General features: G+C 32.0%; 5 protein-coding genes and 1 pseudogene. 5 read left to right on the forward strand and 1 reads right to left on the reverse strand.

Going from position 1 to position 8535, the window contains the following annotated elements:
* Positions 1 to 42 precede the first annotated feature (42 nt).
* From ACTG3V_RS06410 to ACTG3V_RS06425, 4 genes are read left to right on the forward strand one after another with little or no spacing between them, the layout of a single operon-like run.
* The gene (locus tag ACTG3V_RS06410; RefSeq protein ID WP_439131315.1) at positions 43 to 1326 is read left to right on the forward strand and encodes a glycosyl hydrolase family 17 protein; all 1284 of its coding nucleotides are present in this window, start codon (positions 43 to 45) and stop codon (positions 1324 to 1326) included.
* 11 nt (positions 1327 to 1337) lie between these two features.
* Positions 1338 to 2840 carry a glycoside hydrolase family 30 protein gene (locus ACTG3V_RS06415; protein ID WP_439131316.1) on the forward strand — a complete coding sequence of 501 codons (1503 nt, stop codon included), beginning with the start codon at positions 1338 to 1340 and terminating at the stop codon, positions 2838 to 2840.
* Between the two features lie 21 nt (positions 2841 to 2861).
* Positions 2862 to 4430: an MFS transporter gene (locus tag ACTG3V_RS06420; RefSeq protein ID WP_439131317.1), complete on the forward strand. Its 1569-nt coding sequence runs from the start codon at positions 2862 to 2864 to the stop codon at positions 4428 to 4430.
* Between the two features lie 21 nt (positions 4431 to 4451).
* The gene (locus ACTG3V_RS06425) at positions 4452 to 5366 is read left to right on the forward strand and encodes a glycosyl hydrolase family 17 protein (RefSeq protein ID WP_439131318.1); all 915 of its coding nucleotides are present in this window, start codon (positions 4452 to 4454) and stop codon (positions 5364 to 5366) included.
* A gap of 93 nt (positions 5367 to 5459) precedes the next feature.
* On the opposite strand, the pseudogene ACTG3V_RS06430 reads toward ACTG3V_RS06425, so the two are convergent.
* Positions 5460 to 6708, reverse strand: a pseudogene (locus ACTG3V_RS06430) (IS256 family transposase).
* A 449-nt stretch (positions 6709 to 7157) separates the two neighbouring features.
* Between ACTG3V_RS06430 and ACTG3V_RS06435 the strand changes: the two are divergent.
* A complete protein-coding gene (locus ACTG3V_RS06435; protein ID WP_439131319.1) occupies positions 7158 to 8465 on the forward strand; it encodes a T9SS type A sorting domain-containing protein in 1308 nt (435 codons plus the stop codon).
* The last annotated feature ends 70 nt before the right edge of the window (positions 8466 to 8535 follow it).

The raw sequence follows: 8535 nt of genomic DNA on the forward strand, positions 1-8535 counted from the left end.
CGTTCTATAAAAAGTAGATTTTATCATAAAATAAGACAAAAAATGAAAAATAAATTACAATCATTTCTTTATGTAATGCTCTTAGTTTCTATGATATCTTGTGTAAAATCAGAAAAAAAAGAAGAAACAGTTTTGAAAACAAAGAAAAATTTAACCGCAGCAGAAATTTTAGGGAATCCAAAGTATTTAGCAATTTCGTATGGTGGTTATAGAGAAAATTCTAGAGAAATTCAGCCTACAATTCCTCAGTTAAAAGAAGATTTAAAAATTATGCACGCAATGGGCATTCGCATTTTAAGAACCTATAATGTGCAACCCAAATTACCTCATGCATCCAATATTTTAAAAGCAATTTCACAGTTAAAAAAAGAAAATGCAAATTTTGAAATGTACGTAATGCTGGGCGCTTGGATAGATTGTTTAAATGCTTGGACAGATAAAGAACCTAATCATGATATAGAAAGTCCTGAAAACGAAGGCGAAATTGCAAGAGCTGTAGCTTTGGCAAATCAATATCCAGATATTGTAAAGGTAATTGCTGTAGGTAATGAAGCTATGGTAAAGTGGGCAACCAGTTACTTTGTGCAGCCTAATGTAATTTTAAAATGGGTGAATTATCTTCAAAATCTTAAAAAAGAAGGGGAACTCTCTAAAGATGTATGGATAACGAGCTCAGATGATTTTTCTTCATGGGGTGGAGGTGATGAAACCTATAAAGTAAAAGATTTAGAAGATTTAATTAAGGCTGTAGATTATGTTTCGATGCATACTTATCCTTACCATTATACGCATTATATGCCTGGTTTTTGGACAGTGCCAGAAAATGAACAAAACCTTTCTGATATAGAGAAAGTAGATAAAGCCATGTTAAGAGCAGCGAACAAAGCAAAGCAATTATATCAAAAAGTTGTAGATTATGTACATAGCATCGATACTACAAAAACGGTTCATATTGGCGAAACAGGTTGGGCAACAATATCTTCTGGTCATTATGGCGTAAATGGCTCAAGAGCAACAGATCAATACAAACAAGGTTTGTATTATAAACATTTAAGAGATTGGACGAATAAAGAAGGCATTGCTTGTTTTTATTTTGAGGCTTTTGATGAACAATGGAAAGATGCACAAAATCCTTTAGGTTCAGAAAATCATTTCGGATTAATTAATTTAAAAGGCGAAGCAAAATACCCAATTTGGGATTTGGTTGATCAAGGTACTTTTAAAGGATTAACAAGAGGAGGAAAAACAATAACCAAAACTTTTGGAGGCGATAAAGATGAAATGATGAAAACAGTGATGGTTCCAAATACAGATTATCCTAGATAAAAAAAATCACAATGAAACAAACTAATTATTTATCTTATATTTTTTTATCATTTATGATTATAAGCTGTTTACCTAAAGAAGCAGAATTGGTAGTAGAGGTTTACGAAACTTCTGCAAGCGGAAATAATTTAACCAAATTAGAAAGTTTTTCTGCGGATGAAAATGCAGCATCAACTGTAAAAGTTACATTAATTCCAGATCAAAAAAAACAAACTATTACAGGCTTTGGAGGTTCTTTTACAGAAGCTACAGCCTACTTGTTAAATCAGTTAAGCAAAAAAAATAGAGATTCAATTATTGAAGCATATTTTGGTGAAAGTGGTGCAAAATACTCGTTAACAAGAACTCACATGAACTCTTGCGATTTTTCATTAAGTCAGTATTCCTATGCTCCTGTAGAAGGTGATAAAAACTTAGAGCATTTTAGTGTTGAGGAGGATAAAGATGATATCATTCCGATGATAAAAGATGCTTTGAAAGTATCTAAAGATGGTTTTAAAATTTTAACATCACCATGGACAGCATCTCCTTGGATGAAGGATAACAACAATTGGGTTGGAGGAAAATTACTACCAGAATATTATGATACTTGGGCACTATTTTATTCGAAATATGTAACTGCTTACAAAAATGAAGGTATTGATATTTGGGGTTTTACAGTAGAAAATGAGCCTTTAGGAAATGGTAACAATTGGGAAAGTATGCATTTTACACCAGATGAAATGACCAACTTTGTGCAACATCATTTGGGACCAAAACTTAAAGCCGATTATCCAGAAGTTAAAATTTTGGGATATGACCAAAATAGAGAACATCTTAAAGAGTGGGTAGATGCTCAATATAAAAACAATGCAACTTCTAAGTATTTTGATGGTACTGCAATTCACTGGTATGCAAGTACTTTTCATTATTACCCAGAGGAATTACAATATGCACATAAAAAAGCACCAAATAAATATTTAATTCAATCTGAAGCTTGTATAGATGCAGAAGTGCCAGTTTGGAAAGATGATGCTTGGTATTGGAAAAAAGAAGCCACAGATTGGGGCTTTACTTGGGCTCCTGAAAAAGACAAACCTATGCATCCAAAGTATGCTCCTGTAAATCGATATGCAAGAGATATTATTGGTTGTTTAAACAATTATGTAGATGGTTGGATAGATTGGAATATGGTTTTAGATACTAAAGGAGGGCCAAATTGGTTTAAAAATTGGTGTATTGCTCCAGTTATTGTTAACCCAGAAACCGATGAAGTATATTTTACACCTTTATACTATACAATGGCTCATTTTAGCACATTTATAAGACCAGAGGCGAAAGTAATCGGGGTAAATTATAATGATAAAGATGTAATGATAACTGCAGCAGAAAACCCTGATGGTTCAATAGCAGTAGTTATTTTTAATGAAAAAGAAAGTGCAAAAAACATTCAATTATCGCTGAATCATAAAAATGTAAATCTAAAAATTCAAGGACAAGCAATACAAACTATTGTAATTCCTAGTTCAAATTAAATAACTATAAACAAATATTAAATGTCAACAAAATCTACTACTCCTTCTAGAGGCAAAGTTCCATTTGGTCAAAAATCTGCATTTGGAGCAGGTCATTTTATTTTGAATATTTTACCAGGTACACTTGGTGTTTTTATTCAGTTTTTTTTACTTACTGCTTGGGGTGTAGATCCTTTATGGGCAGGACTTTTAGGTGGTTTACCAAGAATATTTGACTCTATTACAGATCCAATAATGGGTTTTATTTCAGATAATACAAAATCTAAATGGGGACGAAGAAGACCGTATATTTTTATTGGAGCCATAATTAGTGGTATTCTTTTCTTTTTAATGTGGCAGATAGATGATGATGCTTCGCAAACCTATATTATTTGGCATGTAATGGTACTTCAATTGTTATTTTTAATTGGTAACACAATGTTTGCAACACCATTAGTAGGGTTAGGTTATGAAATGACATCAGATTATAATGAACGTACAAAATTAATGGCATTCTCAAATACAATGGGGCAAATTGCTTGGATGATTGTGCCATGGTTATATGTTATTATTCCAGATTCTAATACGTTTAATACACAAACAGAAGGGGTTAGAACAATGGCACTTATTGTTGGTGGTTTATGTGTAGTTTTCGGAGTTTTACCAGCTTTGTTCTGTAAGGGAATTGACTCTGCGAACATGGAAAATAGAAAAGAAATTAACTTTAAATCTTTGGCATCTAACATGATTGATTTATGGCAAGGAATTAAACAAGTTTCAAAAAATAAACCATTTATGAAATTATGTGGTGCAACTTTTTTAGTATTCAACGGTTTTCAGTTAGTAGCCGCTTTTGGAGTATTTATTATTGTATTTTATATGTATAGTGGTAGCTACGAACTTGCAGGTACTTGGCCAGCTTGGTTCAATACCATTAATGCAATGATTACCGCATTTATTGTAATACCAATTATTAGTAAAATGGCCAGTAAATGGGGAAAACGAAAAGCATTTATTATTTCTACAATAATTTCAATTATAGGTTATATTTTAAAATGGTGGGGTTTTGATAAAGAATTAAATAGTACATTTAATCAAACAAGTTTTGGCGAAAGTTTAAACGCTGGAGTAAGTTCTATTTTTACAACCATTAATCCTTTTTTAGATAGTATTGGAATGTCTTGGTTTAGTATCACTCCTGGAAGTGATGTTCCTTGGTTAATATTTTTACCAATTCCGTTTTTTGCATTTGGTATGGGAGGCTTATTCACATTAATGATGTCTATGACTGCAGATGTATGTGATTTAGACGAATTAGAAAATGGTATGCCAAGAAAAGAAGGTACATTTGGTGCAATTTATTGGTTAATGGTAAAAATTGGTCAATCTATGGCACTGGTATTAGGTGGTGTAATTTTAAGTATTGTTGGTTTTGATCCAAATGTTACAGAGCAGTCTTTAGAAACAATGAACAATTTAAGAATTGCAGATATAATCGTTCCTGCAGGTACTGCAGCTCTAGCTGTTTGGGTAATGTGGACGTATAGTTTAAGCGAAAGTAGAGCTAAAGAAATAAAAGATACGTTAGTAGAACGAAGAGGAGAATTATAAATAAAAACAAAAAAAACAAAAATGTCATATAGAGAAGATCATCATTTTAAACTTAAAACGAACTACTCAGAGAGTTCAGGTGTAGACTTTAGCAAATATGAATCTAATGAGGATTTAATAAAACTTTGGAGAGATACTTTAAATGCGGGTATGCATGGTATTTGTTTTAGTATGTATGAAGATGGACAAGAACCAGGTGATACTATTACAGAAGAACAAGTAGAAAGAAGAGTAAAAATATTAAAACCACATACTCAATGGATTCGTTCTTTTTCATGTATAGAAGGTAACGAACATGTTCCGAGAATGGCTAAAAAACATGGAATTAAAAACCTTGTTGGTGCTTGGTTAGGTGATGATATGGAAAAGAATGAAGAAGAGATTGAAGGTTTAATTCAATTAGCAAAAGAGGGTTGTGTAGATATTGCTGCAGTTGGTAATGAAGTAATGTATCGTAAAGACTTAACAGAGAATGAATTACTAAGTTATATTCATAGAGTTAAAAAAGCTTTAGCTGGCATGGATATACCTGTGGGTTATGTAGATGCGTATTACGAATTTGCACACAGACCAAAAATTACTGAAGCATGCGATGTTATTTTATCTAACTGTTACCCATATTGGGAAGGATGTGATATCAATTATTCTTTAGCACATATGCAAAAAATGTTTGGTTTAGCTTCAGAAGCTGCAAAAGGTAAAAAAGTAATTATTACAGAAACAGGTTGGCCAAGTCAAGGAGAAAGTTTAGGAGGTGCACATTCGTCTTCAGATAACGCTATGAAATACTTTATCAATGCTATGGCTTGGGCCAATAAAGATGATATTGAAATCTTTTATTTCTCCTCTTTTGATGAATCTTGGAAAGTTGGAGCAGAAGGAGTTGTTGGAGCCTATTGGGGACTTTGGGATAAACATGAAAACTTAAAGTTTTAACACCTAAAAACATTCATAGGTAATAATTAAAAATTATCAACTTAAGACACTTTCCCACTAAGTGTGTAAGTTAAAATTACAGGGTTAAACTTTTCATAGTTTAATCCTGTTTTCAAAAATAGCCAAAAATTGGTTTAGAATAATACCCCAATTTCTAATTGGCATTGTCCATTTTCTTGTGGATTCTCTGAGCGCTAAAAATACAGATTTAATTACTGCATCATCAGTTGGATATGAGAGTTTGTTTTTGGTGTATTTTCTGATTTTTCCATTTAAGTTTTCTATCAAATTAGTAGTATAAATAATGGTTCTAATCTCTAATGGAAAATCAAAGAAAACAGTGAGTTCATCCCAATTATTTTCCCAAGATTTAATGGCATAAGAATATTTTGAGTTCCATTTAATCTTAAAGTCTTCTAAAGCAGCTTTTGCAGCTTCTTTTGTAGGTGCAGTATAGATTTGCTTCATATCTTTGGTAAAGGCTTTTTTATCTTTCCATACCACATATCTACAAAAGTTTCTGATTTGATGTACCACACATATTTGTGTTACTGAATTAGGGAAAACAGTTTTAATTGTGTCTGTAAATCCGTTTAAATTATCAGTAGCTGTAATTAAAATATCTTGTGTTCCACGCGCTTTAATATCTGTTAAAACAGTCATCCAAAAAGAAGATGATTCGTTTTTACCAAGCCATAAACCTAAGACTTCTTTCTTGCCATCAACTCGTAATCCAACAGCAATATAGATAGTTTTATTGATCACTTTAGAGTTTTCACGAACCTTAATCCTTTATATTAGAAAGCTTACGCTTTCTTTTCTTAATCTCAAATATCCACACTATCAAATAAGTAGCTTCTAAAGGTCTGTTTTTCCAAGCAATAATATCGGATGTAATTTTGTCTGTAATTCTTGAAATAGCAGAGCTTGAAATATTAAAATCATAGATTTCTCGGATTTGTTCTTCAATATCTGTGGTGCTCATTCCTTTAGCATATAAAGAAATAATAATGTTTTCTACTCCATCTGCAATGTTTTCTCTTTTCTTAATTAGCATCGGATTAAAAGAGCTGTCTCTGTCTCTAGGAACTTGGATGTTGGTTTCTCCTAGTTGGGTTTTAATGGTTTTTGTACCATAACCATTTCGTGAATTAGGATTGTTGCTTTTTTGGTGTTTTGCGTAGTCTAAATGCGCGTCTAATTCGCCTCCTGTATTGAACTTGTTTCAATATCTAATTTTCTCTACTCCTCGTTTGTGAAGTTGTTCTATAAAACTGGTGAGTTCTGAGCCTGTTTTAAATTGTTTTAAAAAATCTTCGCTTAATAAATCTTCTGTTTTCATAATAAATGTGTGTTTATAAATTTAGTGATAATTTAATCGTAAAGTTATTTCCGAAATTTTTCCTCATGGAGCAATCTAAATATTGCTCTAGAAAAATTTCAGAATAACTTTACTTACACACTTTATGGTTTAGTACCCTACTTAAATTTAAAAGCTCTATAAAATATTAATTTATAGAGCTTTTTTAATTTTTAACACCAATACTAATATCTAAATCCACCCAACATCGACTTTTCATTACTATACATTACCCATACAAGCATTTTTTTATGGATTTGTATTCAATAAATTAACATAGCAATATATTTCATGTATCCCTTACATACAAAGGAATTTTTAATAATATTAGTACTATAACGTGTTGTATGTTTTTTGTTGTGGTTGTAAATGGTAAAAATGAATATAATTGAGTTAATATTGTAGTATAACGTTTTAAATATATAACAATTATGAAAAAAATTACATTATTATTTGCCCTTTTGATATCATCAATTGGGTTTTCACAAACTTATGATTTATTAGAATCATTTAATGGTACTGGGTATGAAGGTGCTTTTGGAGGCACTAGTGCAGCGTATGATGCAGATCCAACAGATGCATCTACTCAAGTAGTAAAAATTACAAGTACAGATGGTGCAGGTGAAGTTTGGCAAGGTATAAACGTTGTTTTAACAGGCAATTATACTTTAACTTCTGCTACACAATTGTCTATGCAATTAGATGTTTATTCAACTACAGCAATAACAATTGCACCAAAAGCTCAAGGTGGTATTGCAGGAGCACCAAACGCAGTAACTTCTGTAAGTCACTCTGGTTCAGGATGGGAAACTTTAACGTTCACTTTTGATCAAACCTTAGATGGACAAGGCCCAGCTAATGGAGATTATTCTGATTTTGCATTACATATTAATTGGGATACTGGAGCTAATGGTTATGGAACTCCTGATGGTAGAATTTTTTATATAAAAAATCTTAAAGGTTTACCTGCAGATCCAGTCGATGATTCAGGTAAAGCTCCAACAACAGCAGCTCCAACACCACCAACAAGAAATGCTTGGGATGTAATTTCATTATATAGTGATGCATACACTGATATTGCAGCTAATTTTGATGCTGGTTGGTGTGGTTCTAATTCCATTGAAGAGGTTATGATCGAAAATAACGCAACTATGGCTTACAAAGCAAATGCATGTCAAGGTATTGTTTTAGATGCTGGTATAGATGCTTCTGCTTTTACAAATTTACACGTAGATATTTACATTGCAGATGGATATGATGTAACACCTGCTGTTTTTAACTTAAAGTTTGTTCAACAGCCTGGTGGAGCTGCGAATGAAGTTCTTCTTAATATTGGTACTGATCCAGCATTAGAGGCTGGAAAATGGATAAGCGTGGACGTAGCTGTGGACTTAACTGGTTTTGATGGTTTTAAAGAATTCGGTATAACAAGTAATATGGCAAACTCGGTTTGGTATGACAATTTATATGCCTATAGAGCACCAACCGCTAGTGTAGAAAACAATGAATTATTAGGGTTCTCAATGTATCCAAACCCAGCTTCAGATAGATTAAATATTTCTGCTAAAGAAACTATTCAAAGAGCAGATGTTTTTAATGTATTAGGTAAAAAAGTAATGAGTGTTAATGTTAACAAAACAAATGCTTCTTTAGATATTTCTAATTTAAACACTGGTATTTATTTAGTTAAATACGATGTAAATGGTACTACAGGTACTGCTAAATTTATAAAGCAATAAGTTTTATACTTTATATAATAAGAAAATCCGAACAGCAATGTTCGGATTTTTTTTGTGTAAACTAACATGT

It is taken from the genome of Polaribacter sp. (assembly GCF_965660385.1).
Taxonomy (GTDB): domain Bacteria; phylum Bacteroidota; class Bacteroidia; order Flavobacteriales; family Flavobacteriaceae; genus Polaribacter.